The 25,990-nt window shown below is 71.3% G+C and carries 25 protein-coding genes; 14 read left to right on the top strand and 11 right to left on the bottom strand.

Going from position 1 to position 25,990, the window contains the following annotated elements; translation table 11 throughout:
* The 3 genes from EER30_RS18985 to EER30_RS18975 form a co-directional block, all read right to left on the bottom strand.
* Complete coding sequence (locus EER30_RS18985) at nt 1-219, bottom strand: hypothetical protein (protein ID WP_127501815.1); 219 nt, start codon at nt 217-219, stop codon at nt 1-3.
* Between the two features lie 80 nt (nt 220-299).
* Nucleotides 300-1,712, bottom strand: a complete 1,413-nt coding sequence (locus EER30_RS18980) for a tetratricopeptide repeat protein (protein ID WP_164842376.1) — start codon at nt 1,710-1,712, stop codon at nt 300-302.
* 20 nt (nt 1,713-1,732) lie between these two features.
* On the bottom strand, nt 1,733-2,776 hold the full coding sequence (locus EER30_RS18975) for a class I SAM-dependent methyltransferase (protein WP_127501813.1): 1,044 nt from the start codon (nt 2,774-2,776) through the stop codon (nt 1,733-1,735).
* An 82-nt stretch (nt 2,777-2,858) separates the two neighbouring features.
* Here EER30_RS18975 and EER30_RS18970 point away from each other — a divergent pair, with 82 nt between their 5' ends.
* Nucleotides 2,859-3,755, top strand: a complete 897-nt coding sequence (locus EER30_RS18970; protein ID WP_127501812.1) for an NADP-dependent oxidoreductase — start codon at nt 2,859-2,861, stop codon at nt 3,753-3,755.
* On the opposite strand, the gene EER30_RS47115 is transcribed toward EER30_RS18970, so the two are convergent.
* A complete protein-coding gene (locus tag EER30_RS47115; RefSeq protein WP_164842363.1) occupies nt 3,739-3,891 on the bottom strand; it encodes a hypothetical protein in 153 nt (50 codons plus the stop codon). The two genes, EER30_RS18970 and EER30_RS47115, sit on opposite strands and share 17 nt — an antisense overlap.
* A gap of 48 nt (nt 3,892-3,939) precedes the next feature.
* Here EER30_RS47115 and EER30_RS47955 point away from each other — a divergent pair, with 48 nt between their 5' ends.
* The 3 genes from EER30_RS47955 (at nt 3,940) to EER30_RS18955 (ending at nt 6,994) form a co-directional block, all read left to right on the top strand.
* Nucleotides 3,940-4,365, top strand: coding sequence for a Rossmann-fold NAD(P)-binding domain-containing protein (locus tag EER30_RS47955; protein ID WP_205650309.1), 426 nt, complete (start codon nt 3,940-3,942; stop codon nt 4,363-4,365).
* A gap of 66 nt (nt 4,366-4,431) precedes the next feature.
* Entirely contained in the window at nt 4,432-6,588 is a 2,157-nt protein-coding gene (locus EER30_RS18960; protein ID WP_240670129.1) for an N-acetylmuramoyl-L-alanine amidase, read from the top strand.
* Nucleotides 6,589-6,628: 40 nt separating this feature from the next.
* On the top strand, nt 6,629-6,994 hold the full coding sequence (locus tag EER30_RS18955; protein ID WP_127501811.1) for a VOC family protein: 366 nt from the start codon (nt 6,629-6,631) through the stop codon (nt 6,992-6,994).
* On the opposite strand, the gene EER30_RS18950 is transcribed toward EER30_RS18955, so the two are convergent.
* A complete protein-coding gene (locus EER30_RS18950) occupies nt 6,991-7,623 on the bottom strand; it encodes a TetR/AcrR family transcriptional regulator (protein ID WP_127501810.1) in 633 nt (210 codons plus the stop codon). The two genes, EER30_RS18955 and EER30_RS18950, sit on opposite strands and share 4 nt — an antisense overlap.
* A gap of 55 nt (nt 7,624-7,678) precedes the next feature.
* Here EER30_RS18950 and EER30_RS18945 point away from each other — a divergent pair, with 55 nt between their 5' ends.
* From EER30_RS18945 to EER30_RS18935, 3 genes are all read left to right on the top strand, one after another.
* Entirely contained in the window at nt 7,679-9,253 is a 1,575-nt protein-coding gene (locus EER30_RS18945) for a CocE/NonD family hydrolase (RefSeq protein WP_127501809.1), read from the top strand.
* An 82-nt stretch (nt 9,254-9,335) separates the two neighbouring features.
* A complete protein-coding gene (locus tag EER30_RS18940; protein WP_127501808.1) occupies nt 9,336-9,527 on the top strand; it encodes a hypothetical protein in 192 nt (63 codons plus the stop codon).
* 88 nt (nt 9,528-9,615) lie between these two features.
* Nucleotides 9,616-11,394 (top strand): sigma-70 family RNA polymerase sigma factor, encoded by a 1,779-nt coding sequence (locus tag EER30_RS18935; RefSeq protein ID WP_127501807.1) that lies wholly within the window; start codon nt 9,616-9,618, stop codon nt 11,392-11,394.
* Here EER30_RS18935 and EER30_RS18930 read toward each other — a convergent pair.
* Nucleotides 11,391-13,076 carry a glycoside hydrolase family 13 protein gene (locus EER30_RS18930; protein WP_127501806.1) on the bottom strand — a complete coding sequence of 562 codons (1,686 nt, stop codon included), beginning with the start codon at nt 13,074-13,076 and terminating at the stop codon, nt 11,391-11,393. The genes EER30_RS18935 and EER30_RS18930 overlap by 4 nt on opposite strands.
* Nucleotides 13,077-13,158: 82 nt before the next feature.
* On the opposite strand from EER30_RS18930, the gene EER30_RS18925 reads away from it, so the two are divergent.
* The 4 genes from EER30_RS18925 to EER30_RS18910 all read left to right on the top strand — a co-directional run bounded on the left by EER30_RS18925 (nt 13,159) and on the right by EER30_RS18910 (nt 18,045).
* Entirely contained in the window at nt 13,159-14,160 is a 1,002-nt protein-coding gene (locus EER30_RS18925) for a glycosyltransferase family 4 protein (protein WP_127501805.1), read from the top strand.
* A gap of 158 nt (nt 14,161-14,318) precedes the next feature.
* Complete coding sequence (locus tag EER30_RS18920) at nt 14,319-15,464, top strand: glycosyltransferase (RefSeq protein WP_127501804.1); 1,146 nt, start codon at nt 14,319-14,321, stop codon at nt 15,462-15,464.
* Nucleotides 15,461-16,543, top strand: a complete 1,083-nt coding sequence (locus EER30_RS18915) for a glycosyltransferase (RefSeq protein WP_127501803.1) — start codon at nt 15,461-15,463, stop codon at nt 16,541-16,543. Before EER30_RS18920 ends, EER30_RS18915 begins: the two co-directional genes overlap by 4 nt.
* A complete protein-coding gene (locus EER30_RS18910) occupies nt 16,540-18,045 on the top strand; it encodes a glycoside hydrolase family 130 protein (RefSeq protein WP_240670128.1) in 1,506 nt (501 codons plus the stop codon). The genes EER30_RS18915 and EER30_RS18910 overlap by 4 nt, the downstream gene beginning before the upstream one ends.
* A 3-nt stretch (nt 18,046-18,048) precedes the next feature.
* Here EER30_RS18910 and EER30_RS18905 read toward each other — a convergent pair whose 3' ends face one another.
* Both EER30_RS18905 and EER30_RS18900 read right to left on the bottom strand, forming a co-directional pair.
* Nucleotides 18,049-18,732, bottom strand: coding sequence for a response regulator transcription factor (locus EER30_RS18905; RefSeq protein ID WP_255436711.1), 684 nt, complete (start codon nt 18,730-18,732; stop codon nt 18,049-18,051).
* A 68-nt stretch (nt 18,733-18,800) separates the two neighbouring features.
* Nucleotides 18,801-19,904 carry a sensor histidine kinase gene (locus tag EER30_RS18900; RefSeq protein WP_127501802.1) on the bottom strand — a complete coding sequence of 368 codons (1,104 nt, stop codon included), beginning with the start codon at nt 19,902-19,904 and terminating at the stop codon, nt 18,801-18,803.
* 109 nt (nt 19,905-20,013) lie between these two features.
* Between EER30_RS18900 and EER30_RS18895 the strand changes: the two genes are divergently transcribed.
* Nucleotides 20,014-20,676 (top strand): YqeB family protein, encoded by a 663-nt coding sequence (locus EER30_RS18895; RefSeq protein ID WP_127501801.1) that lies wholly within the window; start codon nt 20,014-20,016, stop codon nt 20,674-20,676.
* On the opposite strand, the gene EER30_RS18890 is transcribed toward EER30_RS18895, so the two are convergent.
* Nucleotides 20,673-21,497: a methyltransferase domain-containing protein gene (locus EER30_RS18890; protein ID WP_127501800.1), complete on the bottom strand. Its 825-nt coding sequence runs from the start codon at nt 21,495-21,497 to the stop codon at nt 20,673-20,675. The two genes, EER30_RS18895 and EER30_RS18890, sit on opposite strands and share 4 nt — an antisense overlap.
* A gap of 309 nt (nt 21,498-21,806) precedes the next feature.
* A complete protein-coding gene (locus tag EER30_RS18885; protein ID WP_127501799.1) occupies nt 21,807-22,490 on the bottom strand; it encodes an Abi family protein in 684 nt (227 codons plus the stop codon).
* A gap of 341 nt (nt 22,491-22,831) precedes the next feature.
* Here EER30_RS18885 and EER30_RS18880 point away from each other — a divergent pair, with 341 nt between their 5' ends.
* Entirely contained in the window at nt 22,832-23,854 is a 1,023-nt protein-coding gene (locus EER30_RS18880; protein WP_127501798.1) for a Gfo/Idh/MocA family protein, read from the top strand.
* A gap of 36 nt (nt 23,855-23,890) precedes the next feature.
* Here the strand turns inward: EER30_RS18880 and EER30_RS18875 are convergent, their stop codons facing one another.
* Nucleotides 23,891-24,439: a TetR/AcrR family transcriptional regulator gene (locus EER30_RS18875; protein WP_349290877.1), complete on the bottom strand. Its 549-nt coding sequence runs from the start codon at nt 24,437-24,439 to the stop codon at nt 23,891-23,893.
* A gap of 63 nt (nt 24,440-24,502) precedes the next feature.
* On the opposite strand from EER30_RS18875, the gene EER30_RS18870 reads away from it, so the two are divergent.
* Nucleotides 24,503-25,936: an MFS transporter gene (locus EER30_RS18870; RefSeq protein ID WP_127501796.1), complete on the top strand. Its 1,434-nt coding sequence runs from the start codon at nt 24,503-24,505 to the stop codon at nt 25,934-25,936.
* Nucleotides 25,937-25,990: the final 54 nt, after the last annotated feature.

The following is a 25,990-nucleotide window of genomic DNA, read 5'->3' as shown; positions in this document are numbered from 1 at the left end:
TCAGCGCTCGCGGGCCAGGCGTTTGCGTTCGCGCTGTTCGCGGGTGTATCGCTTGCGGTTCTCGAGGTCGCGTTTCCACTGCTCGCGGGCGCCCTCGTCGCAGCCCTGCACAGCGCCCTTGGTCTGCGCCGGCCCGATCATCGACCGGAACGCCCAGTCGTCGAACGTCTCGTGGAACCACTGCCCGAACCGACCGCGCCCCTGAGCGTCCTTAGCCATGTTCAAGCCCTCCCCGCCATCCGTTGTCACACCAACCATTTGTACCCCAACTATCGGCCGTACACCAACCGCCCTGAGGGTTAGTTCAAGATCCGGCTACGGAACTCGTCCTGGGCGGTTGTGAGGACGTCGTTGAGGTAAGCCAGCTCCTCCTGGGTCGGTTCACGGCGCAACGCCACCTCGATCTGGAAGTCGCCGTCAACGAGGGCCACGTCGAGCCGGTCGAGCAGGTCGGCGGGGAGCCGGCCGACGACGAAGTCGCGGAAAGCGCCGGCCATCGTGTCGCCCATGTAGTCGGCGCAGCCGCAGGTGCGACCGTCCCGGGCCGCACTCAGGTGGCTGCGACCGACCAACGCGTCCCGGTGCACCGGGTCCAGCACCGCCAGGGCGTCCTCCAGGACCGGGCCGGCCTCGTCGAGCCGCCCCTCGTGCTGCAGCAGGAGCCCGAGCGCGACCCCGGCCGACCCGACCAGGCCGGGGTCGGCGCCACGGCGGGCCTCGGCGAGCGCCTCGGTCAGGCGTTTCTCGGCCGCCTCCACGTCGCCGGCCTCCTTGAGAAGCAGTCCCCAGTTGCGCAGCGCCTGGCTGCGCAGTCCGGGCCGGTCCAAGCCGGCCACCCGCTCGTGGGCCGAGGCATACGTACGCAGTGCCGCCTCGCGATCGCCGGCGTCGTCCTGGGCCAGCGCCAGGCCCAGCATCGCCATGACCGCGTCCTCGTCGCGGCCCCGCCGGTCGTGGGAGGCGAGCACCCGCTCGATCGCCCGGATGCGGCCGGCGTGGTCACCGGTGGCCCGGCCCAGGTTGGCCAGGCCCGACAGTCCGATGATCACGGCCTCGTGGTCGGGGCCGAGCCGCTCCTCGAGCGCGGCGACGACGGCGACCAGCAGCTCCGGTTCTCCGCCCTCGGCCAGACCCACGACAGCCGGCGAAATCTGCGCGATGACGTCGTCGGGCAGGTCGCCCAGGTCGGCGAAGAGCGGCTCGACCGCCTCGGCCGCGTGCACGATCGCCGCCCGCAGTGCCAGCGCGGAGGCAACACGCTCGTGCCCGTTGGCGCGCAGGTTGGTGACCGCCTCGTCAGCGAGTCGCCGCGCCTCTTCGAGCTGCCCGCGCCGTCGCAGCAGGTCGGCCAGGGGTTCGAGGCCGAACGCGTATCCGGCGTGCTCGCGGCCGTAGAAGTCCAGCCGCTCGGCCAGGCCCAGGCGCAGCTCCCGCTCGGCCTCGTCGAGCCGCCCGGCCATCCGCAGCGCCAGGCCCAGGTTGAGCCGATAGGTCAACTGGTCCTTGCGGGTCTCGTGGTCGCGCGGTGGCACGGAGGCGGCCTGGCGGAAGCACTCGATCGCCCGGTCGACGCGACCGGCTTCGAGGTGCTCGTTGCCCCGGTCGCACTGGGCCGAGGCCCATTGGGGGCTGCGCTTCACGGTGTTCCGGCCGAGACGGCCCCCGCGCAGCCGCGCGAAGGCCGTACGGAAGGGATTGGGTTCTGTCGTCACGAGCGGGAGGATAGCGATGTCTATCGAAGACGGTAGAAGCGCCAGAAGTCGTTCGGGATCGCCAGGACCTCGGGGGTGTCGTAGCCGGCCGAGCGGGCCCAGGCGACCAGGGTCGGCGCGCGCAAAATCGTGCCGTTCGCGAGCACCGGCTGCTCGGCTCGGGTGGCCGGAAGGCAGTGGAGCACGCTGAAGGCGTACTGGAGTCTCTCGATCTCGCCGGCCGGGGCGGTGAACTCGTCGGAGACCCGCTCGTCGCCGATGAAGACGCTGCCTCCGGGGGCGAGGCGGGGGCGCACCGCGCGCAGCACGCCGACCGGGTCGCCCATGTCGTGCAGGGCCTCGAAGATCGTCACCAGGTCGTAGGAGCCGTCCAGGTCGGCCGCGTCGCCCAGGGTGAAGCTGACCCGGTCGGCGACGCCCGCGGTGGCCGCGGCCGCACGCGCCTCCTCGATGGAGGCCGGGTCGAGGTCGATGCCGCGTACGGTGATCGCGGGGTAGGCCAGCGCCAGCGTGATCGACGAGCGGCCGGAACCGCAGCCCAGATCGAGCACGTTCGCGCCGGGGGTCGCCCGCAGCCGCGACTCGATCTCGGGGACGCCGGGCAGCCACTCCGCGGTGAGCAGGTGGTCGAACATGGGCCGGTTGAACGCCGCGATGCCGTGCCGGATGTGCCGTCCGTACTCGGCGTACGGGATGCCCTCGCCGGTGCGGAACGCGTCGACCACGCGGGGTGTGAGCAGCCCGAGGCCGACGGCGAACTCGCCCGCCGTACCCAGGAAGTACGGGCCGCCCTCGTCGAGCAGCACGTCGGCCGTGCCGCCGGCCAGCGCGAAGGTGTCGCCGTCGGCCGTGAGGAATCCGGCGGCGGCCTGCTGTTCCAGCCACTCCTGGGCATATCGTTCGTCGATGCCGGCGGTCTTGGCCAGCTCGGCGGCGCCCAGCGGACGGTCCCGCAGCGCCGCGTAGAGGCCCAGCTCGCGGCCCAGCTCGACGGTGAAGAGTTCGGCCGCGCCGATCAGCGCGCCCAGCAGTCGCTCGCTCAGATTCTGTGCGTCAGTCGTCATGGTCCTACCGTGCGCCCGGCCGCGTGCAGCGCGCGTGCAGAACCCTTGACCTCAACCGTGGTTCAGCTTGCAGAATTCGCCCATGAGAGCAGTGTTGTTCGATGAGTTCGGCCCGCCCGAGGTGCTGCACGTCGTTCCGTGGCGTGATCCCGAGCCCGGGCCGGGCGAGGTGCGGGTACGGGTGCTGGCGGCGGGCGTGCAGCCCTTCGACGTCGGCGTCCGGCAGGGGAACATGCCGTGGGCCAAGATCGAGTTCCCGTCCCAGATCGGCCAGGAGTACGCCGGGGTGATCGACACTCCCGGAGGCGGGTTCGAGGTCGGTGAGCCCGTGCTCGGCTCGACCATGCTCAACGGCGCGGCGGAACTGGTGTGCGTCGCCGCCGAGAACGTGGTGCGCAAGCCCGACAGCCTCGGCTTCGCGCAGGCGGCCGCGCTGGTCGCCGCGGCGCAGACGGCCAGCGGGGCACTGCTCGAGCTGGGCGTCGGCGAGGGCGACGTGCTGCTGGTGCACGCGGCGGCCGGCAGCGTCGGCACTGTCGCCACGCAGCTCGCCCGCATGGCCGGCGCGACGGTCATCGGCACGGCCAGCCCGGTCAACCACGATCGCGTCAGCCGCCAGGGCGCGATTCCGGTCGCCTACGGCAAAGACCTGGTTCGAGACGTACGGGCCCTCGGGCTGACCCCGACCGTCGCGCTGGACGCGGCCGGCGGCGAGGCGATCGCGCAGTCGGTCGAACTGGGCATCGACCCCGACCGCGTCGGCACGATCGTCGACGACAAGGCCGCCGCGGAACTCGGCACGCGGGTGGTGCGCGCGGGCCGCGACCCGAAGCGCCTGGCCCACGTGGTCGACCTGGCCGCCCGGGGCTTGATCGTGCTGCCGGTGCAGGCCTTCTCGATCGAGGACGTGGTCGCCGCCCATCGCGCGGTGGAGTCGCGCCACAGCGAGGGCAAAGTCGTGCTCACGCTCTATCCCTGACCTCCACGAACAGACTCAGCCCGTCGAGCACGCGGGCCAGGCCGAACTCGAACAGCTGATCCAGGTCGAAGTCGAAGCCCCGCTCCGTCAGCTCCCGGAAATGGACCAGGGGCCCTGCGTCGATCAGGCCCTCCATCGTGCCGGCCTGCGACTCGAGCCACTGCTCAGGTGGTCGAACGGCCGCGTGGTGCTGCTCGGCGACGCGGGCTACTGCGGCTCCCCGCTGGCCGGCCTGGGCACAAGCTTGAGCCTGGTCGGGGCGTACGTGCTGGCCGGTGAACTGGCCGAAGCCCCCTCCCCCGCCGAAGCGTTCGCCGGCTACCAGTCGGTCATGGCCTCTTACGTGGCCGAGGGCACGCAGCTCCCGCCGGGCGGGATGAACGCGTTCGCCCCCGACAGCCGTTTGATGATTCGCCTGCGAGCGCTCGGGATGCGCTCGATGACCCGCTGGCCGGCCAAGCAGATGATGGCCCGCCATTTCGCCAAGGCCGAAGCCGTGACCCTGCAGAACTATCCGTCACTCGCTGACAGACGCGAGCCGTTAGCGCACCAAGCGGGACACGCAAGATCTTCGGACAGTTCTCGACGTTTTTCGACGGAAGTGCCCTGATTTCCCAGACGGTGGGGTGCTTGGGCGGCAAGGTGGCACGTGGCCGATCAACCCACGGGGGGACACGTGCACCGGAATCGGACGAAAGCCTGCGTCGCCGCCGCCCTGCTGACGATGGTGGCCGGCGCGGGAAGCGGACCGGCGGCGAGTGCCGCCCAGCGGGAACCGGCCGGTCCGGCATTCCAAGCCGCGGGGCCGGCCGCTCACCAGCTCCGCGTCGCCGGGCCAGCCGCCCACCAGCTCCGCGCCGCCGGGCCAGCCGCCCACCAGCTCCGCGCCGCCGGGCCAGCCGCCCACCAGCTCCGCGCCGCAGGGCAACGGCCCGCCGCTCCCGCGCTCCAGACCGTCCGGCTCGGCGGTTCGAGTCGGGCGACACGACCGTTCAGCCTGCTCGGTGTGACCTGGGCCGAGCCCGGCGCCCGGGTGACTGGCGTCGTGCGGGTGCGCACCCGCACGATCGCCACCGGGCAGTGGTCAGCCTGGCGAGAGCTGGAGACCGACGGCCGCGCCCCGGCCGACATCCGTGGCTCGTCCGATCCGTTGTGGGTGGGCCCGTCCGACGGGGTCGAGACCCGCACGTCCGGAACCCTTCCGGCCGGCATGCGTGTCGACCTGATCAACCCCGACGCGCAGCACCCGGCCCCGCGCCGGGCCGGCGCGGCGAAAGCGCCCGCCACCACCGCGACGGAATCGCCGCGCCGGGCGGAGAAAGCGCGAGCCGTCGTGCCGTTACCGGCCCGGCCGATTCCCCGCACCGTCACCCGGACCGGCTGGCGAGCGAATGAGGCGATCGTTCGCGCGGCACCCGAATACACCGGACCCACCCAGGTCTTCTTCGTGCACCACACCGCCACCGGCAACGGCTACACCTGTTCGCAGTCGGCGAGCATCGTGCGGGGCATCCAGGCCTATCAGGTGCGCAGCCGCGGCTGGGACGACATCGGCTACAACTTCCTGGTCGACAAGTGCGGGACCGTGTTCGAGGGCCGTGTCGGCGGGATCGGCCGCACCGTGCTGGGCGCGCACACGCTCGGGTTCAACACCGACGCCAGCTCGATCGCCGTGATCGGCGACCACGGGGCGTACGGTGTCACGCCGCGGGTCAGGACCGTGATCGCCGCGATGGCCGCTTACAAGCTGGGGGCGTACGGGAACCCGCCGAACGGCCGCGTCGTGCTCACCTCGGGTGGGAGCGACCGGTTCCCGCTCGGCCAGAAGGTGCCGTTCTTCCGCATCTCGGGTCACCGCGACGCCGGACGCACCGCGTGCCCGGGCAACGCGCTCTACGCCCAGCTCCCGTCGATCCGCGCGATCGCCGGCGCCGCCCCGGCCGGGCTGCGGATCCTCAGCGTGCGCGGCGCGGGTCGCCTCGGCTCGCTCTACTTCACGAAGAACGCAGTCCAGCCGATCTGGTCGGTCACCACCCCGAGCGCCCTGATCAGCCGGTACGAGATCTGGGTCGACGGCGTGCTGCGGACGGCCACTCCCGCCGGGCGGCGCAGCGCGGCGGTGAGCCTGGCGCCGGGCATCCACAGCGTGACCGTGCGGGCGCTGCATCTCTCGGGCCGCTCGACGACCGTGAGCACCCGGGTCGTCGCCGACGCCACCCTGCCGGTCTTCACCCAGCGCCCCGAGCTGGCGCTGCGCCCCGGCACCGTACGCGCCTCGGAAGTTCCGATGCACCTCGACTGGAACGTCACCGACGGCGTCGCGCTCGGCTCGGTCGGCCTGGTACGCCCGTCCGCCGTCAACCTCGGTGTCGGCGTTCGCACCCGCAACCTGGCCGCGCCCGCGAACCGTCCGGCGGTGTTCACGGTGCGCGCGATCGACCGCTCAGGCAACGCCGCCGATGCCTCGGTGACCCGTACGCCCTGGGTTCTCTCGGATCTTGCGGCGCAGCGCCGGGGCTCGTGGCGCGTGCTGCGCAACCCGGGCTATCTCGGCGGGACCGCGCTGGTCAGCAGCGTGCGCGGGGCGAGCGCGTCGTGGCGGTTCACCGGCCGGTCGGTCGGGCTGGTGCTCAGCAAGGGACCGAAGGCGGGCCGGGTCGGGGTGTTCTTCGACGGCCGTCCGCAGGGCATGGTCGACCTGCGCGCGGCGACGGCCCAGCCGCGGCGGATCGTGTGGACGAAGTGGGTACCCCAGGGCGGGGCCCACACCGTACGGGTGGTGGCCGAAGGCGGGAAGGGCATCGCGCTGGATGCTCTGGTCCACCTGAAGTAACTGACAGAAGATGTCAGCTTCTAGGAGAAGGATCGGGTCCATGAGTGGATTCGCAACACTGGCAATGCTCAACCTGGACGCGTCCGACCCGGCCGGGCAGGCGCGGTTCTACAGCGAGGTGCTGGGCTGGGAGGTCCTGCACAGCGCGGACGAGTACGCGATGATCGGCGACGGCACGACCAGCATCGGCTTCGGCAAGGTGCCCGGCTATTCGGCGCCCGGCTGGCCCGAGGAGAGCGCCCCCAAGCGCTACCACCTCGACCTCTACGTCGACGAGCTCGACAAGGCCGAGCAGCAGGCTCTCGCCCTGGGCGCGACCAAGCCCGACGAGCAGCCCGAGCCTGCCCGCTGGCGGGTGCTGCTCGACCCCGAGGGCCACCCGTTCGACATCTGCGTCAAGAGCTAGTCAGCGCGGGCCTGCTCGATCAGGCCCGTGATCGTCCAGTCGGCGAGTCGGTCGAAGGACGGTTCCCGGCCCTGGCCACCCTCGGCCAGGGCCGCCGCGAGCTGCGGAAAATCGCCGCTGGCGACCGCCTCGCCGATCAGCGCGACCTGCTCCGAGGTGGGCGTCGTGCCGGCCAGCTCGCCGGTCACGAAGGTCGCCACGAAGGCGGTCACCAGCGCGACGACCTCGAGCTTGGTCGGGCCGTCGAGACCGGTCGGCTCGAGGGCGGCCAGGCCCCGTTCGAGGTAGGCCAGCATGTTGCGCCCGGTGAGGCGCCGGTTGGGCAGGGCCGCGGGCATCCACGGGTGCGCGATCATCAGGTCACGCTGACCGCGGGCGAGCGCGACCATGTCCGTACGCCAATCGCCGGTCAACTCGGGCGGGGTGATCGTGCCCCCGACCCGGTCGACCATCAGATCGATCAGGCGGTCCTTGTCGGGCACGTACGTATAGAGCGACATCGCGCCCGCCCCCATGTCCTGGGCGATCCGGCGCATCGTCACCGCCGCCAGTCCTTCCGTGTCGGCGATCCCGATCGCGGCGTCCACGACCTGGTCACGGCTGTACACGGGCGGGCGTCCGCGGGCCATCGAAACCTCCTGCTACTGTTTTCAGTACAACGTACGAAAATAGGGGGTGGGACCGATGAGAAGACTGCCACTGGCCCTCCGGCTGATGACCCGCCGGGGCTCTCCGGGCCGTTACGAGGTTCAGCGAGAGACCGCCGTACGGGTTCCCGCCGCCGACGGCAGCCCTCTGCTCACCGACCACTACGCCCCCGTCACCAGCGAGCCCTGCCCGACCGTGCTCGTGCGGGCGCCGTACCTCCGCAGTGGTTTCCCCTGGAACCTGCTCTACGGCGTGCGCATCGCCGAGCAGGGCTTCCACGTGCTGTTGCAGAGCAGCCGCGGCACCGGCGGGTCGGGCGGCGAGTTCCACTCCTGGCGCAACGAGACGGCCGATGGGCGGGCCACCGTCGAGTGGATCCGTAAGCAGAACTGGTTCTCCGGCGACCTGTTCACCCTCGGCGCCAGCTACATGTCGTACGCCCAGGCCGCCCTGGCCGTCGACCCGCCGCCCGAGTGGCGCGGCGCCGTCATGCAGGTCGGCCTCACCGACCCGCACGAGTTCTTCTGGGGCGGCGGCGCGTTCCGGCTCGAGCGCTCCCTGGTCGGCACGCTCGGCCTGGTGCAGGGCAACGTCACCTCGGGCGCCATGCTGCGCGGCGCGCTGCGCATGAGGTTCCGCCTGGCCAAAGCCACCCTGGGGCTGCCACTCCTCGACGCCTATCCGTCCGCGATCGGGGGCCGGCGGCCGGCGTTCGAGGAGTGGCTCGCCCACCCCGAGCCCGAGTTCTGGCACGACACCGACCTGACCACGGTCGCCGGGGCCATGGAGGTGCCGACCAGCCTGTGTACGGGGTGGTGGGACCTCGAACCGGCCCAGGTGATCGAGCAGTACCGCCGCATGCGGGCCGCCGGGCGCGACGTCGACCTGCTGATCGGCCCGTGGACCCACACGAACTCGCTCGAACGCGGCTGGACCGAGGTGTTCGCCCAGACGATGCGCCGGCTGCGGCGCGAGCCTCCGGCCTATCAGGTACGGGTACACGTGGGCGGCGTCGACGAGTGGCGCGATCTGCCGGAGTGGCCGCCGCCGGACGCCGAGTCGCGCACGCTCGCCCTGGGGCCCGAACTGCGGCCCGACCGCACGTGGACGTTCCGCTACGACCCGGCCGACCCGACCCCGTCGATCGGCGGACCGCTGCAGTCCCCGACCCAGGGCCAGGTCGACAACGCTCGCCTGGAGAGCCGGGCCGACGTGCTGCTGTTCACGGGCGAACCGCTCGCGGAACCGCTCACGGTGCTGGGCCCGGTGCGCGCCTCGCTGGCGGCCTCGACCACGGCGGCGAGCGGCGACCTGTTCGTCCGGCTGTGCGACGTCGACCCGGCCGGCCGCTCGATCAACATCTGCGACGGCCTGACCCGCATGACCGGCGACGGCCGCACGGAGGTCGACCTGGGCCACACGGCCCACGTCTTCCGGCCCGGCCACCGCGTGCGGCTGCAGGTCAGCGGCGGGGCGCACCCGCGCTACCTGCGCAACTACGGCACGGGCGAGCCGCCCGGCTACGCCACCCGCCTGGTGCCGACCGAGACCACGGTCGGCGAGGGCTCCACGGTGATCCTGACGGTGTCACCCGAACAGGTGAATCGGTAAGCGCACCGCGATATCTCGGACGGACCTCTCTCTGTGGTGAGTAACAGAGAAGGAGGCCACCGTGCCACGACACCACCGCAGAGTGCGGAACCGATCCGCGGGAGCCCGCCACCACCGCCGGGGCTCCCGCCGGCCGAGCCGGGGACGCGGTCAGTACCTCTGGCCGGCCGTTCCCGCACTGCTGCGGATCCTCACGCACCTCGCCGACGACCCGTCCGGCCTGCTCGACCTGGCTTCGGCGGCCGTGCGCCGGCTCGGCGGGTGGGTGCTGTGAGCGGCGGCCGGGTGACCCTCGCGTGTGTCTCGGACCGGTCGGGCGGCGGGCGGCCGCAGCATGGCCATATGCGTCGGAGGGCCGGGCGATGACCCAGGGTGTCGCGGAGATCCGCGCGGGCTGGCCCGAGCCGCAACTCGCCAAGGAAGACGTCGAGGAGCTGGTCGGCCGGCTGCGGGAGTGGTCGTCCGATCCCGACGCGCGGATCGCGCTGTGCAAGGAGGCCGCCGCCCTTCTGTTCCGCTGGTTCGTAGCCCGAGGGGTGCGGCCGGTGGACGCCGAGGACCTCAGCCACGACGTCGTGCTGGGGTTGCTGAAAGCCTGCTCGGCCACCGGTCTGAACCTGACCCACGGCGCCGATTCGTTCTACCGCTACCTCTACACCTCGGCCGAAAGGCGGCTGATCAGGCACCGGAGCGACAGCCGGCGCCGCCCCCTGCCGGTGGAGAGTCCGGGCGACTACGAGACCGGGCTGGGCCCACGCGACCTGCACTACACCCAGCCGGCCGAGCTGATCCGTTGGATCCGCGACACGACCCGCACCATCCCCGACGACCTGCAACTCCTGCTGCTGGTCGAATCCGGGGTCTCCCACGACCAGCTCTCCGGCATGCGGAACTGGACGAAAGCGCGAGTCGCCGACCGGTTGCACCGGGCCCGGCGCAAAGTGGCCGGGCGACTGGCCGCCCGGCACGTGGCGGAGACCCGCTGGCCCCACCCGGACCGCTCGCCGGAGGACGACATCTGCCTGCGCCTGCGGGCGGATCTCACCATCGACGGGCGCGAATGGGATCCGCGAGACCCGTACGGATTCACCGATCGGGTCTACCGCCGCATCCTCGACCACGCGGGCGGCGAAAAGCCCCGGTGCGCGCCCTGCGCCGTCGCGCTGGCCGAGGCCAAACGGGACGCTCTGATGCGACGCTGGCTCGCCACGGTGCTGGTGGTGGCTCCGGCCGGTCTGATCGAGCGGGTCCGCCTCACCGCGGCCCAGCACGGTGCCGACGGTCCACTGTCGTGGGCGCCGCCCGCGCCGGGGCCGCGTGGCCCGGCCGCGCTGGGCGCCACGATCGTGGGCATCGGGGCGGTGATCTGGGCACTGATGGGCGACCCGCCGTCGTCCGGCCTCCTCAGCCCCGAGGCGCTGGCACCGCCCCGGCCCGGCCCGTCGACCGGTTCGGCCCGGCTCGGCGCACCTCCGCCGGGAAGCCCGGCGGCGACGTCCAGCAGCGGGCTCACGACGCCGGCCCGGCAACCCGGCAGCCCGTCGAGCGCCCCGCCGGTGCCGGCATCCGCGACGCCCACCCCGACGATCCCGGTGCCACCTGTCCCGCCGACCAGCGTGCCGCCGCCGACGGACCCCACCAGCACACCCCCTACGGATCCCACCGACGGGCCGTCCACAGACCCGACCGACGGGCCGTCGGCCGATCCGACGGATGGCCCGTCGACGGATACCACCGACGGGCCGTCGACCGATCCCACCGACCGGCCGCCCACGCTCGAGGTCGGGCTGGCCGCGGCCGTCGGCGTCTGCGCTCCGGCCTACCGCTGCGACTCGACCCCAGGCGTCGCGCCGACCAGCTTCGAGGGCGACTGCTCCCAAGGGGTCGCGGTCAACTTCCGGGCCACGGTCACGGTGAGTTCGAGACCGGCGAAGGTCACGGTGCGGTGGATCGTGGATGGTTCGCCGCGCCGCAACGTGCACCTCGAATTCCCCGCGTCCGGGCCCGAGAGCCAGTTCGTGTCCCGGACGTTCGTCATCAGGGATCCCTCCAGCTCCGGGTCGCAGATCGCGAGCATCGAGGCGCGCGACCCCGTAACAGCCGGGCCGGCCAGGGCGGAGGCCACGGTCGTCTGCACCTAGACCGTTCGCTTGTAGATGACGGCCTGCCACGGCGCCAGGGTCTGGTCCTTCGGTGCCGTGGGCAGGTTGTTCAGCAGCAGCTCCGCGTCGGACCAGTCGAGGTCGGCGCGCACCTCGTCGCCCGAGAAGTTGCCGATCACGAGCAGTTCGGTGCGGCCCAGGCGGCGCGTGAAGGCGTACAGCTGCTCGTGGTTGGGCAGGACCATCGTGAAGTCACCTTCGACGACCGCGGGCTCGGTGTGCCGCAGCTCGATCAGTTTGCGGTAGTAGTGGAAGACCGAGTCGGGGTCCTCGCGGGCCGCGGCGGCGTTCACCGACGGGTAGTTCGGGTTGACCGCGAGCCACGGCGTCCCCGACGTGAAGCCCGCGTGGGCCGACGAGTCCCACTGCATGGGCGTACGGGCGTTGTCGCGTCCCCGGGCGCGCAGCACCGTCAGCACCTCCTCGGGGGTGCGGCCCTCCTTGTCGATGGCCTGCACGTATTGCCCGAGCGCCTCGATGTCGCGGAACTCGTCGATCGTACGGAAGGGGAAGTTCGTCATTCCGAGTTCTTCGCCCTGGTAGACGTAGGGCGTGCCCCGGTGCAGGTGCAGCACGGTGCCGAGCATCTTGGCCGACGCCACCCGATAGCCGGGGCTGTCGTCGCCGTAGCGGGAGACGGCGCGCGGCTGGTCGTGGTTGTTCCAGTAGAGACTGTTCCAGCCGGCCTCGGCCAGCCCGGCCTGCCACCGGTTGAAGATCGCCTTGAGGTTGGTGAGCTGCAACGGCATGAGCAGCCAGGGGTCGGCGCCGCGGTCGGCCCAGACGTGGTCGAACTGGAAGACCATGTCGACCTCGTGCCGCTGCGGGTCGGTGAACAGGATCGCCTCGTCGACCGTGACACCGGGCATCTCGCCGACGGTCAGCAGCGCCTCGCGACCGGCGAACACCTTGGCGTACATCTCCTGAAGGAACTCGTGGATGCGCGGGCCGTTGATGAAGCCGGCCGAGCCGTCACCGTACGCGGAGCCGGCGGTCAGGCGGCCGTCGGGCAGCGGCAGCACCTTGGAGATCATGTTGATGACGTCCATGCGGAAGCCGTCGATGCCCCGGTCGAGCCACCAGTTCATCATCGCGTACACGGCCTCGCGGACCTCGGGGTTCTCCCAGTTGAGGTCGGGCTGCTTCGTCGAGAAGAGGTGCAGGTAGTACTCGCCGGTCTTCTCGTCGAGCTCCCAGGCCGAACCGCCGAAGACGGAACCCCAGTTGGTCGGCTCGGCGCCGGGGGTGCCCGCCTCCAGGCCCTCGCGAGGGGGCGCCCACCAGTACCAGTCGCGTTTCGGGTTGTCGCGGCTCGACCGGCTCTCGGCGAACCAGGCGTGCTCGTCGGAGGAGTGGTTCACGACCAGGTCCATGATCAGCTTCATGCCGCGGGCGTGGATGCCGGCGAGCAGCTCGTCGAAGATCTCCAGCGTGCCGAAGACCGGTTCGATGTCCTGGTAGTCGCTGATGTCGTAGCCGTTGTCGTCCTGCGGCGACGGATAGATCGGCGACAGCCAGATCACGTCGACGCCGAGTTCGGCCAGGTGGTCGAGGTGGTCGATGATGCCGCGCAGGTCGCCCATGCCGTCGCCGTCGGCGTCGGCGAAGCTGCGCGGGTAGATCTGGTAAACGACCGCGTTCTTCCACCACAAATCCGTCATGGGTCTTCTCTAACACGTAAACGCACCGTTGACCGGCTAGGCATACTAAGCACGTGCTAACTACCGGAAAGCGGCTTTTGTCATGAAGGTCGCCATGCTGGGCCCGATCGCATGGCGCACTCCGCCGTTGCATTACGGGCCGTGGGAACTGGTCACGAGCCTGATCACCGAGGGGCTGGTGGAGCGGGGCATCGACGTCACGCTGTTCGCCACGCTCGACTCGATCACCAAGGCCACCCTCGACGGGGTCGCGCCGAGCGGGTACGAGGAGAACGACGCGCTCGACGGCCGGGTCTGGGAGGCGCTGCACATCGGGCACGCGCTGGCCCGCTCGGGCGAGTTCGACCTCGTGCACAACCAGCTCGACTGGCTGCCGCTGGCGTTCTCGCAGTCGTGCGCCGCGCCGATGGTGACGACGATCCACGGCTTCTCCGGGCCCAGCATCCTGCCCGCCTACCGCCGCGGCCGGTCGGCGTACGTCTCGATCTCGGACAGCGACCGCTCCCCCGACCTCGACTACCTCGGCACGGTGCACCACGGCATCGACCTGGACGGGCTGCCGGCCGACGCAACCGGCGGGGACGACCTGATCCTGTTCGGGCGCATCCACCCCGACAAGGGCACCGACCTGGCCATCGAGATCGCGCGGCGGGCCGGCCGGCGCCTGATCATGTGCGGGATCGTGCAGGACCAGGCCTACTTCGAGGAGCTCATCGAACCGCGGATCGACGGGGACCGGGTGGTCTACCGGGGCTCGGTCGGGCCGGACGAGCGCGGCGCGATCCTCGGGTCGGGGCTCACGCTGCTGCACCCCATCCGGTTCGCCGAGCCGTTCGGTTTGTCGGTGGTCGAGTCGATGGCGTGCGGGACGCCGGTGGTGGCGTACCGGAAAGGGTCCATGCCGGAAGTGGTCGACGAGGGCGTCACCGGATTTCTCGTCGAGGACGTGGACGAAGCGGTCGATGCCGTCGACCGGGTCGGAGACCTCGACCGGGCGGCCTGCGCACGCCGCGCCCGGGAACGGTTCTCCCGCGACCGCATGGTTGAGGACTACCTGGAGATTTACCGGAAAATCGTCGGGTGAATCGTTCTTCTTGTTAACGTCGCAATGTGAATTGCGCGTTAATCCGGGCAATTTCCCGGTTCTCCGCAATGGCGTTTGCGCGCGCCCGGCACAGCCCTGTCCGGGTGCGTTGAGCAGTGCCGCGGGGAAGGCAGACGCTGAGCGAGAAAGGCCATGTCATGCCCGCCACGTACGGTTTTCTGAGCACCTACCCACCGACGCAATGCGGTTTGGCAACGTTCAATGCGGCACTAGCGACGCATCTGAACACGGAAGGCGGCTCGGGGGTCGTCCGGTTGCTCTCCCACGACAACATCAGCGGGGGCATCGAGCTGGATCCCGCCGCCCCGCGGACGGTGCACACCTGGCACACCGACACCCCGGGCGGCTGGCCGGCGGCGGCCAACGCGCTCAACCGCTTCGACGTGGCGATCCTGCAGCACGAATACGGCATCTACCCCGGTGACGCCGGCAACGAGGTGCTCCCGCTGCTGCGCGCCCTGCGCGTGCCCTCGATCGTCGTGCTGCACACCGTGCTCAGCTCGCCCGACCCGCTGCAGCGCCAGGTGCTCGAGCGCATCGCCGCGACCGCCGACGCCGTCGTGACCATGACCGACACCGCCCGGCAGCGTCTGCTGGCCGGCTACGCGATCGACCCGCGCAAGATCTCGGTGATCCCGCACGGCGCGGCCAGCCGCGGCACCGGCGCCCGCGAGGAGCACGAGCGGCCCAACCTGCTGACCTGGGGACTGCTCGGCCCCGGCAAGGGCATCGAGTGGGCGCTGCGCGCGCTCGCACTGCTCGACGACGTACGCCCGGCCCCGGTCTACACGGTCGCGGGCCGTACGCATCCGAAGGTGCTGGAGCAGTTCGGCGACACCTACCGCGACTCGCTCGAGGCCCTGGCCCGCTCGCTCGGAGTGGCCGACTCCGTGGTCTGGAACGACGCCTACCTCGAGGAGGACGAGCTGTCCCGGCTGATCCGCTCGGCCGACGCGGTGGTGCTCCCGTACGACTCCACCGAGCAGGTCACCTCGGGCGTGCTCATCGAGGCGGTCGGCGCCGGCATCCCGGTCGTGGCGACCGAGTTCCCGCACGCGGTGGAACTGCTCGCCGACGGCCCCGGCCTGCTCGTCCCCCACCAGGACCCCGAGGGGATGGCGTCGGCGATCCGGCACGTGCTGGCCGATCCCACGCGCCTGTCGAACCGGCTCACCGCCCTGACCGGTGGCCCGACCCTACGCTGGCCCGCGGTGGCCGCCCGCTACCAGGCCCTCGCCTGGCGGCTGGTGAGCGCGCCCCTCGGCACTCCGGTCCCCGCATGAGCATCGGTCTGCGGCTCGTACCGCCGCCGATCCAGCTCGCCGACGCCCCTCCCCCCGACTGGAGTCACGTCGCGCGCCTGTCCGACGACACCGGCCTGCTCGAGCACGCCCGCAACGCGATCGTGCGGCGCGAGCACGGCTACTGCGTCGACGACGTGTCCCGCGGGTTGCTGCTGATCTGCCGCGAGCCGCGCCCGACCGCTCAGCTCGTCGGGCTGGCCGAGCGGTACCTGGCCTTCCTCACCTACGCGCAGGAACCCGACGGCAGCTTCCGCAACCGGTTCTCGTACGAGCGGCGGTGGGAGGACGAGCCGTCGCTGGGTGACTGGTGGGGGCGCGCGCTCTGGGGGCTGGGCACCGCCGCCGCCCGCTCGACCGTGCCGTGGATCCGCCGCGAGGCGCTGAACGCGTTCCTCATCGGGGCGCGAACCCGCTCGCCGTGGCCCCGCGCGATGGCGTTCGCCGGGCTGGGCGCGGCCGAGGTGCTGCGGGTCGACCCACGGGCCCGCGACGCCGCCGACCTGCTCGCCGACGCGGCCACGGTGATCGGCCTCCCGCCGGCCACGCCCGAATGGCTCTGGCCCGAGGCCGAACTCACCTACGCCAACCCGGCACTGCCCGAGGTGCTGATCTCGGCCGGGGACCTGCTCGGCGACGAGGCGATGCTGCGCGCCGGACTCAAGATGCTGGCCTGGCTCTGCCGCGAACAGGACCACGACGGGCACCTGTCGGTCGTGCCGGTCGGCGGCTGGCGCTCCGGCGTGCCCAAGCACCGCTTCGACCAGCAGCCGATCGAGGCGGCCGCGACCGCCGACGCCTGCGCCACCGCGGGGGCGATCACCGGGGACGAACGCTGGGACCAGCAGCTCTTTCGGGCAATCGCCTGGTTCTTAGGCGACAATGACGGCCAGCAGACGATGTATGACCCCCTAACCGGCGGATGTTATGACGGATTGACGGCGGAAGGTCCTAATGTAAACCAAGGAGCCGAATCCACCCTCGCGCTCGTCTCCACGCTGCAGCACGCCCGCACGCTGGCGACCAGGAGCGCGACCCGACCGTCAGGCGGCTTAGCGTGACCGCAACGCTCAACAAGAAAGCCAAACCCGCCCCGAGCGAGGTCGTCCGGCACGACGTCGTCATGCAGCCGGACGGCCGGCGCGTGGTGATCAAGCTGTTCGTGCCCGGCGAGGACTCACAAACCGTCCAGAACAGGGCCGGCCGGCTGATCGAGCGCATCCTGCAGCTCGACGAGGACGAGATCGGCCGGCTGCTCGACGACGTGCTGACCCGCTTCAGCGGCCGGCACCACGACCTGCTCGGCACCTTTCAGCACCACTACGAGCTGGTGCAACACCGGGTGCCGCCCGAGATCACGCTGTCACCGGCCACGCGCTCGCTGATCGGCGCCTACTTCAGCCACGAGTTCGCCGTCGAGGCGGCCGCGCTGTGCAACCCGTCGATGGTCGAGCACCCCGACCAGACCGGCATGGAGCCGGGCGAGCTGCGGGTCGCGATCAGCCTGCGGCAGATCGGCGAGGGCCACATCTCGTCCATCGGGTTCTGCACGGCCGTGCTCGGCCCCGGCGAGAAGCTGCACATGGAGACCCGTGAGGGCCCCCTCACGATCGGCCAGCGGGTCGACGCCACGCACTGGAAGAACCAGCTCTCCGCGGCCCTGATCGACGCCGAGATCGACAACGAGGCCTCCGCCTACGTCGTCTCGGTCCTGCCGGAACGATTCACCGACGTCGAGTTCGAGGACGTCATCGCGCACATCCCGGGCGAACTGCTGTCCCGGCCCCTCGCGCAGGAGACGATCGACAAGATCCGGCACGTCGTGTCGGAGGACTACGCGCTCACGTTCCCCTGCGCGACGCCGCTGCACCAGCGGGTCATGTGGCCGGCCACCGCGGCCGAGAGCAACGGCATGGAGGACGCGCGGTTCGTGCGGGTCACCGACCCCGACGGGCGGCACGCCTACCAGGCGACCTACACCGCGTACGACGGCCGGCAGATCTCCGGGCGGGTCATCTTCACGCGCGACCTGCGGCACTTCGAGGTGACCCGGCTCAGCGGACCGGCGGCCCGCAACAAGGGTGTGGCGCTGTTCCCGCGCTACGTGAACGGCGTGAAGATGGCGCTCTGCCGCTCCGACGGCGAAACGCTCGGGCTGGCCGTCCGCGACTCGCAGCACCGGTGGCAGCCGTCTGTGCCGCTGCTGGCCCCGCACCGCGGCTGGGACCTCATCCAGGTCGGCAACTGCGGCTCGCCGATCGAGACCGAGGCCGGGTGGCTGGTGCTCACCCACGGCGTCGGGCCGATGCGGCGCTACGCGATCGGCGCGATGCTGCTCGACCTGGACGACCCGTCGAAGGTCATCGCCGACCTGCCCGAGGGCCTGATCGAGCCGGACGACATCGAACGCGAGGGGTACGTGCCGAACGTGCTCTACTCGTGCGGCGGGGTCGTGCACGAGGGCCGTTTCTGGCTGCCCTACGGCGCGAGCGACGTGCGGGTCGGCTTCGCCAGCGTGCCGCTCGACGCCCTGATCCAGCGCATGCTCCCGGCCCCCGCCTGATCGTCAGCGGGCGTCGTGCACGAGCAGGGCGATCTGCACGCGGTTGGTCAGCGTCAGCTTCGTGAAGATCCGTGAGACGTACGCCTTGACGGTCGCCGTGCTCATCAGCAACGCGGTGGCGATCTCCTGGTTCGTGCGGCCCTCGGCGATCAGCCGGGCGACCTCGTTCTCGCCCGGGCTCAGCCGTTCGAGGGCCGCCCGTGCCCGCTCCCGCCCGGGGTCGGGGCCCGACACCATGCCGATCATCTTGCGCAGCACCTCGGGCGACATCATCGGCTCGCCCGCGGCCACCCGCCGTACGGCCTCGGCGATCTCGCGCGGCGGGGTGTGCTTGAGCAGGAAGCCACCCGCCCCGGCGCGCATCGCCCGCAGCACGTGCTCGTCGGTGTCGAAGGTCGTCAGCACGATGACCTCGGGGGCGTCCTTGCGGGACCGCACCGACTCGGTCGCGCTGAGCCCGTCGAGGCCCGGCATGCGGATGTCCATCAGCACGACGTCGGGCTTGTGCGTGTTGACGGCCGAGGCCACCTCGGTGCCGTCGGTGACCGCGCCGACCACCTCGAGATCGTCGAACGCCGAAAGCATCATGGTGAGTCCCGCCCGGACGAGCGCGTCGTCGTCGGCGAGAAGCACTCTGACCGGGGCCGCCCGGTCGGCGCCCGAAGGCACGGCGCCTGCGCTCCCCACGCCGGCCGTCCCGGCACCAGCGCTGACCGCCCCGGTGCCGGCCGCCTCGGTGCCCGCCGCCCCGGTGCTCACGTCGCCCACGGCAGCCAGGCTTTCAGATGGAACTCGCCGGCCGCCGTCGGGCCGTGCTCGAGGCGGCCGCCGACGAGCTGCACCCGCTCGCGCAGCCCGGCCAGGCCCGACCCCGCCCCCGGCAGCACGCCGCCGCCCGGGGCCAAAGCGTTCTCCACGGCCACGGCGAGGCCCTGCTCGGCGCAGCCGCTGATCGCGACCCGCACCGGCGCCCCCGGCGCGTGCTTGCGGGCGTTGGTCAGCGCCTCCTGCACGATGCGGTAGGCGTGGCGCCCGACCGTCGCGGGCACGCCGTCGCCGCCGTCGAGCCGCAGCCCCACCTCGGCCCCGGCCGCCCGGGACTGCTCGACCAGCGCGGGCACGTCGCCCAGCGTGGGCTGGGGCTGGTCTTCGGCGGGGGCGCGCAGCATGCCGATCACCGAGCGCAGATCTTCCAGGGCGTCGTGGGCGCACTCGCGGATCACCCCGGCCGCGGCCTGCTCCTCGGCGGACGCCTCACGGCGGACCTCCAAGGCGCCCGCGTGAACGGCGAGCAGCGAGATGCGGTGGGCCAGCACGTCGTGCATCTCGCGGGCGATGCGTTCGCGCTCGGCCAGGCGGGCCTGCTCGACCCGCAGCCGCTGACCCTCCTCGGCCTGGCGGGCGCGTTCGGCCCACGAGGCGACGAGCTGGCGCTGCGAGCGGATCAGCAGGGCGATCGCGACGAGGCTGACGTTGAGCAGCACGAGGAAGATGACGCTCTCGTAATAGACCCGGGTCGGGCCGAGCGCCACCAGATAGACGCTCGCGACCAGCACGGCGTGCAGCGCGGCCAGGCCGGCGGCGATGCGGCCGCGACGGTGCAGGCCGACCGCGAACAGGGCGATCGGGGTGGCGCCCATCGGCATCGCGAACAGGATGCCGAGCGGGATGAGCACCAGCGTCAGCGTGACCGGGCGGGTGCGACGGAACAGCACCAGACCGGCCGCGGCCAGCACACCCGTGGCCACCTCGGCCGCCACCGGCGCGCCGTCGCCCTCGCCCAGCGAATTGAGCAGGAAGAAGACGCCGAGCGCCGTGGCGAGGGCCGCCAGCAGGAGCTCCAACGTCCATTTCCTCATGGCTCAGACGCTACCGGGAGGGTACGACAGCGGGCAGTCGACTTTGGTCTACGCCGTGTCGACCGGAGTCGGTATCGTTTCCGCACCCGCGCCGGGAAGACTCGGATCCGTGCTGCAACAGGAGACGACCGTGCCCACCCCGTGGTGGTCCCGCGTACTGGTGTGGATCTTTCTGCCGGTCGCCGGCGCCGCGCTGCTGCTCGGCCTGCTGTGGGTGATCGACAAAGTGCCCTTCGGCGGGCCGTTCAACCTGATCAGGGAACTGCCCGAGCCGTGGGACCGGGTCATCGCGCTCGCCCTCGGCGCGATCATCGGCCTGATCTTCGCCGCCCTGGTCGACGCCGAGTCGCTGACCGTGCGGATCACCCCGGTCGAGGTGGTGCTCACCCGCCCCGGGCACCGGCGCAACGTGCCCAAGGGTGAGATCGCGGTGGCCTTCCCCGACCGCGACCAGCTCGTGCTGCTCGGCCGCACCGGGCGCGAGCTGGCCCGAGAGCCGTCCCACCTGTCGAGGCAACGGCTGAGCGCGGCCTTCGGCGATCGTGGGGTGCCCTGGGCCGAGAAAGATCCCTACCTGGAGGCGTACCGTCGCTGGGTTCCCGGACTGCCGGAGGTGCCCGCCGCCGCCGAGGCCGTCTTCACCGCCCGGCAGAAGGCGCTGACCGCCGGCGACGACGACGACGTGCGCGAGCTGCGCGAAGAGCTGGGACGGCTGGGCTTCGTGGTGCGCGACGAGCGCAAGAAGCAGTATTGGCGACGCGCGGAGGGTTAGACGACGTTCCCGGTGACAGCCCAGATGGTCAGGACGGCCAGGAAGTCACTGCGGGCGCCGGCCTCGTCGACGTGCGAGAGCCACTTCTCCCGTACGCCCGGGGCCGTGGTCCACACGTGCTCGGGCACCATCGGATTGACCATCGGCAACACCACAGCGGCCGACGCCGGGGTGCCGAAGACACAGGTGACCGGGGTCGCGTACACGTCCTTGAGCCCCTTGCCGACGAGCCGGCGCCGCAGCGTGCGACCCATGTCGACCTGGCGCGGGGTGAGGCGGCCGTGCATGTCGGCGACCACCGTGCGGGCCAGGCCGGGCGGTACGCCGTCGAAGGCGAGCGAACTCCAGTCGGTGTCGATCAGGCACAACCGCCCGCCGGGACGGGTCACCCGCACCATCTCGGCGATCGCGAGGTCGGCGTCGTCGACGTGTTGCAGGACCCGCTCGCACCAGACCCCGTCCACACTGCCGGCGGGCAGGTCGATCGCCGAGACGTCGCCCGCGGTGTAGCGCACGTTGCTGCCGTCGTGGCGCTCCAACGCGGCGGCGACCGTGGCGGCCGAGTAGTCGAGCGCGATCACACCCCCCGACGGACCCACCGCCGCGGCCAGCGACCGGGCGACCTCGCCGGTGCCGGAGCCCGCGTCGAGCACCTGCCAGCCCGGCCGCGGCCGGAACGACTCGAGCGCCGTGCGGCGCACCCGCCGGATCTCGGGATGGCGCCCCATCTCGTCGAGGGCGGCGAGCAGCATCGCGGTCATCTCACGAGGCTGCCCGTCGAGGTCGGCGAACGGGGTGCGTTCCATCTGCGCGGGCTCCATGCGCTGAATGCTGTCCCATCAGACGCGCCCCGGCCCGCCGCCGGTCACTCATCCGACATTAAGGATCACCGACCGCAGCCGGTAGACGCACCGCGCCGACACCACCTGAGGAGGACACGGCGATCATGTTCGCGCCGTCACCGGCAGGGCTTGCATCGGGCGGGATCTGCGCCGGCCTTCTCGACGTACACCCCGGGACTCGCCTCTGCTCGCATGCGACCCGGGGTATAGCTTTTCTGGCGATGTTCCCGCCTCGCAGGCCTCTGAGCGCCCAAGCCCGAACGGTCGCGACTTGGCCCACACCAACGTCTACAACGAGTCGGGATCGTTGGCCAGCCTCCCGTTTCGCTGTCGTCCGAGGAACGGAACGGGCCGTCGGGCCAGAACATCCGCGAGCCTGTCGACACGCCTGAGCATGTTCGTGGCGCCGGGTGCAAGGTATTCGCTGAGCTCGTAGATGCGGCGATGATCCGCCCCGAGGTAACGCTTGTGAACGGGCTCGTGGTGCATGATGCGGTTTCGGAACATCCGGAGATGCTCAAGGTGAGAGTGCATCTCCCGGCGCGACCCGCGGTAGCCCGGGCGGAAAGCCCGATAGAGGGCGGGCCGCCACATCGCCACCTCGTTGTTGCGGCTGAGCAACGCGACCCAGAAGCCGAACGGCATCGCGGCGACAATGTCGTCTGAACTTGGCGTGTAACCACAAGTCCGGTTGAGTCTCCGCCGAGCTTCGGCGAGCAGATTTCCTCCATCACCACTCGGCGGTGCGGTCGTCCACCAGTCGGGCCGTCCGTGGTGGCGGCTCAACTCCTGGTGCAGAGCGTTCCGCAGGAGGACCTCGAGGAAGTTCAGTGCCGGATAGAAGGCGGCAGAGACTTCGACGTTCCACCAGTAAAGACTGAGGGCGATCGCTTCGTCGCCCTCGCAGTCCAGCACATACGGCTCGAACCGCGGCGTCGAGAGGAACCTTCTGATCCACTCGATATCGGACACAGGCGCTGACAAGGGGTTCCTCCGGTAGGTTCGAGCGGGCCAAGGCTGTGCTACGCTTTCCACGTACGCCCCGGGACTCGCCTCTGCTTGCATGCGACCCGGGGTAAAGTCTTTTCTGGTCGAAGTTTCGCCACATCGACCCGTCCGAGAGCGATCTCAACCACCTCGGACTAGTCGCCTGCACTCTAGTCGCTCGCCAACTACTTGGCACCTGCGCCTGGCCCCGGCCGGCGTCCGGTCAGGCGGCGAACCTATGCCTCTCGGTGAACCGCCGACGCGGTTATCCACAACCCAAGGCCCGCTGCGCTGCGGCGGTGCGCGGATGTGGCAGGCTTTCGGGAATGAGTGACGCGGTGCGGATCGGGCTGGTCGGGTACGGCGCGGGTGGGCGGATCTTCCACGCCCCGCTGATCGCCTCGGCGTCGAATGTCGAGTTCCTCGGCGTCGTCACGACCAACGACGAGCGCCGCAAAGAGCTCGCCGAGCAGCGCCCCGGCGTCGAGCCGTTCGACTCGATCGCGGCCATCGCCGAGGCCGGCGCCGAAGCCGTCGCGATCTCGACGCCGGTCACCACGCACGCCGACCTCGCGCTCGAGGCGATCTCGCACGGGCTGCACGTCGTCGTCGACAAGCCGTTCACCCTGACCGCCGAGCGGGCGCGCGAGGTCGTGGCGGCCGCCAAGGCCAAGGGTGTGCTGCTCAGCGTCTATCAGAACCGGCGCTACGACTCCGACTTCCGCACGTTACGGCGGCTCATCGACGACGGCCAGTTCGGCACGGTGCGGCGGTTCGAGTCGCGGTTCGAGCGGTGGGCCCCCGAGCGCAAGCCCGGCGCGGCCGGCGGCGGCACGCTGCTCGACTTCGGCTCCCACCTGGTCGACCAGGCGCTGGTGCTCAACGGGCCGGCCGTCCGGGCGTACGCCGAGGTTCGCGGCAGCGGCGAGCTCGACGACGACTTCTTCCTCGCCCTGCACCACGTGAACGGCGTCGAGTCGCACCTGTGGGGAAGCTGGCGTCAGGGCGCCCCGGGGCCGCGCTACCGGGTCGCCGGCACCACGGGCACGTTCGTGATCGAGAACATCGACGGCCAGGAAGACGCGCTCAAGGCCGGCCAGTCCCCGGCCGAGCTGGGTGACGAGTGGGGCGCCGAGCCTGAGGAACGGTGGGGCCGCATCTATCGCGGCGACGCCGGCACCCGGGTGCGCAGCGAGCGCGGCCGCTGGGATCTCTACTACCCCGCCTTCGCGGCGGCGGTGCGCGGCGAGGGCCCGCTGCCCGTCGAGCCGGCCGACGTCGTGCGGAACATGACCGTGCTCGACGCCGCCCGCGAGAGCGCGCGCAGCGGCCAGGCCGTCAGGCTCTGACCCGCGCCGATCAGGGCACCCGCGGCGGCCGGGCCGTCAGGCTCTGACCCGCAGCCCGCTCAGGGCGAATCCCAGCACCCGGTCGCGCTGCTCGGTGTCGACGAACGCCGCCGAGGACAGGCCGGACACCATCCGTACGAGATCGTCGAAGCTGGCGTCGTCGCGCACTTCGCCGGCCTCTTGCGCACGCAGGAAGATGGGCGCGCCCGCGTCGTAGATCAGCACGCGGCAGGAGCGGAAGATCTCGGACTCGCGGTTGAGCGCCTCGACGACGGCGCGCTTCGTGGCGACGTACCCGACGAATCTGTCGAGCCAGGCGGCCAGCGCCTCCCACGGCGGTAGGTCGGCCACCGCCTTGGCGACCTCGCCGAGCTGACTGACCTCTTCGACGTAGACCGCCTCGACCAGATCTTGCCGGGTCGGGAAGTTGCGGTAGAGCGTGCCGATGCCCACCCCGGCGCGCCGGGCGATGTCTTCGAGCGAGGCGTCGGTGCCGTTCACGGCGAAGGACTCGCGCGCCGCGACCAGCAGGGCGTCGAAGTTGCGCCGCGCGTCGGCACGCTGCGGACGGCGTACGTCAGTCACCGAGACCCTCCTCACACCGGCCCCCATTGCCAACCGGAGGCAACCCTCCGCTAATGTGGAGGCATGCCTCGACTTTATCAGAGCTCGCCGCGAACGACCTTCGCGGTTCTGGCCGCGGCCGCGGCGGCCTTCTCGCTCATGCAGTCGCTGGTCACGCCGGTCCTCCCGACGATCCAGCAGGACCTGCACACCTCCGCCGGCACGGTCACCTGGGTGCTCACCGCCTGGTTGTTGAGCGCCTCGGTCGCCACGCCGTTGATGGGCCGCATCGCCGACATGACCGGCAAGGACCGCGCGCTGCTGGTCGCGCTGGCCGCCATCGCCGTCGGCTGCCTGCTCGCCGCCGTCGCCCCTAACGCCACCGTGCTGATCATCGCCCGCGTCATCCAGGGCCTGGGCGGCGCGATCTTCCCCGTCTCGTTCGGCATCGTCCGCGACGAATTCCCGCCCCAGAAGGTCACGTCCGCGATCGGCATGCTCGCCGCGGTCATCGCCACCGGTGGTGGCTTCGGCATCGTGCTGGCCGGCCCCATCGTCGGCGCGCTCAACTGGCGCTGGCTCTTCTGGCTGCCCCTGGTCGCGGTCGTGGCCGTCGGCGTGCTCGCCTGGCGCCTCGTCCCGGCGTCACCCGTCCGAACGCCCGGCAAGGTCAACTGGTTCTCCGCCGGGCTGCTCTCCGCCTGGCTGATCGCCCTGCTGCTGCCGCTGAGCAAGGCCACCGCGTGGGGCTGGGCCTCCGGCCGTACGCTCGGCCTGTTCGCCGCCGCCGTGGTGCTCTTCGCCGCCTGGTTCCTGACCGAGCTGCGCTCCGACGAGCCGCTGATCGACATGCGCATGATGCGCCTGCCCGCCGTCTGGACCGCCAACCTGGTCGCCCTGCTCTTCGGGGCCGCGATGTTCGGCGTCTTCGCCTTCCTGCCCCAGCTCATGCAGATCCCCACCGCGGCCGGCTTCGGCTTCGGCGCGACGGTCACCACCGCCGGTCTGCTGATGCTCCCGCTGCTGGCCACGATGGCGATCTTCGGCTCATTGAGCGGCCCGCTCACCCGCTGGTTCAGCGCGAAGGCCCAGCTCCTGTGGGGCGCCGGCCTGAGCACCCTCGCCACGCTGTCGCTGGCACTGGCCCACGACGAGCGCTGGGAGGTCGCGGTGGCCGGCGGCGTCTTCGGCATCGGGCTCGGCCTGGTCTACTCGTCGCTGATCAACCTGATCGTCCAGTCCGTTCCCCGCCACCAGACCGGCGCGGCCAGCGGCATGAACACCAACATCCGTACGATCGGCGCCTCCATCGGCACCGCGGTGGTCAGCTCCATCGTGACCAGCCACATCAGCCCCCAGGGCCTGCCCACCGAATCCGGTTACACCACGGCGTTCCTCGTCCTGACCGGCGCCGCCGCGGCCGCGTTCCTGGTCGCCCTGCTGGTGCCGGCCGCCCGCAAGGCCAAGCAGCAGGTCGAGCCCGAGGTGCTGCCCGAGCTCTCCCCCGTCGAGGTCTAGAACCCACCCCAGCCGTACGCCACGTCGGCTCCGACAACCGCACCGGCGCGAACT

The sequence above is a fragment of the Actinoplanes solisilvae genome, assembly GCF_003999975.1.
Classification (GTDB): Bacteria; Actinomycetota; Actinomycetes; order Mycobacteriales; family Micromonosporaceae; genus Actinoplanes; species Actinoplanes solisilvae.
This window is presented reverse-complemented; position numbering and strand designations above follow the sequence as displayed.